We start from the raw sequence: 1,778 nt of genomic DNA, 5'->3' as shown, positions 1-1,778 counted from the left end.
ATCCGCGCCCTCACCGCGGTCAGCGACCAGAGCCACATCCGCTCGGTGCGCTCGATCGAGGACGGCAACGACCGGTCGCACGCGATCGGTCTCGGGCAGATGAACCTGCACGGCTACCTCGCCCGCGAGCACGTGCACTACGGCTCCGAAGAGGGCCTGGACTTCACGAACATCTACTTCTACACGGTGCTGTTCCACGCGCTGCGCGCCTCGAACCTCATCGCGATCGAGCGCGGCACCGCCTTCGAGGGCTTCGCCGACTCGACCTACGCGTCGGGGGAGTTCTTCGACAAGTACATCGAGCAGGAGTGGGTGCCGCAGACCGAGAAGGTCGCGCAGCTGTTCTCCGGCATCCCGATCCCGACCCAGGACGACTGGCGCCGGCTGAAGGAGTCCATCCAGAAGCACGGCATCTACAACCAGAACCTGCAGGCCGTGCCGCCGACCGGCTCGATCTCGTACATCAACAACTCGACGAGCTCGATCCACCCGATCGCGTCGAAGATCGAGATCCGCAAGGAAGGCAAGCTCGGTCGCGTCTACTACCCGGCCCCGTTCATGACGAACGACAACCTGGAGTACTACCAGGACGCCTACGAGATCGGCTACGAGAAGGTCATCGACACGTACGCCGCGGCCACGCAGCACGTGGACCAGGGCCTGTCGCTGACGCTGTTCTTCAAGGACACCGCCACCACCCGCGACATCAACCGCGCGCAGATCTACGCGTGGCGCAAGGGCATCAAGACCATCTACTACATCCGCCTGCGTCAGCTCGCGCTCGAAGGCACCGACATGGCGGAGTGCGTCTCCTGCATGCTGTGACGCCGGTCGACGACTAAGCGAACCTCTGAGGAAGAAACCCGAATGACCGAGAAACTGCCGCTGCTGGACCACGTCCAGGCCATCAACTGGAACCGCATCGAGGACGACAAGGACCTCGAGGTCTGGAACCGCCTGGTGAACAACTTCTGGTTGCCCGAGAAGGTGCCGCTGTCCAACGACATCCAGTCGTGGAACACGCTCACCCCCGACGAGCAGACCCTGACGATGCGGGTCTTCACCGGCCTGACGCTGCTGGACACGATCCAGGGCACGGTGGGCGCCGTCTCGCTGATCCCCGACGCGCTGACCCCGCACGAAGAGGCGGTGTACACCAACATCGCGTTCATGGAGTCGGTGCACGCCAAGAGCTACTCGTCGATCTTCTCGACGCTGTGCTCGACGAAGGAGATCGACGAGGCGTTCCGCTGGTCTGTGGAGAACCCGAACCTTCAGAAGAAGGCTCACATCGTCATGGATTACTACCGTGGCGACGAGCCGCTCAAGCGCAAGGTGGCATCCACCCTGCTCGAGAGCTTCCTGTTCTACTCGGGCTTCTACCTGCCGATGCACTGGTCTTCGCGGGCGAAGCTCACCAACACCGCCGACCTCATCCGCCTCATCATCCGTGACGAGGCCGTGCACGGCTACTACATCGGCTACAAGTTCCAGAAGGGGCTCGAGAAGATCTCGCAGGCCGAGCGCGACGAGATCAAGGACTACACGTTCTCGCTGCTTTACGAGCTCTACGACAACGAGGTGCAGTACACGCAGGACCTCTACGACGGCGTCGGCCTGACCGAGGACGTCAAGAAGTTCCTGCACTACAACGCCAACAAGGCGCTGATGAACCTCGGCTATGAGGCGATGTTCCCGGCAACCACCACGAACGTGAACCCCGCGATCCTGTCGGCGCTGTCGCCCAACGCCGACGAGAACCACGACTTCTTCAGCGG

Annotated in this window: 1 protein-coding gene and 1 pseudogene; both read left to right on the top strand. The window is 62.5% G+C overall.

From position 1 onward, the window contains the following. Window positions 1-825: pseudogene (locus NQ160_RS23290) on the top strand (class 1b ribonucleoside-diphosphate reductase subunit alpha); the annotation flags it as partial. A gap of 42 nt (window positions 826-867) precedes the next feature. Next, a partial coding sequence (nrdF, locus tag NQ160_RS23285) for a class 1b ribonucleoside-diphosphate reductase subunit beta (protein ID WP_257517384.1) occupies window positions 868-1,778 on the top strand: 911 nt, incomplete at its 3' end.

Source organism: Microbacterium sp. zg.Y909, assembly GCF_024626565.1.
This window is presented reverse-complemented; position numbering and strand designations above follow the sequence as displayed.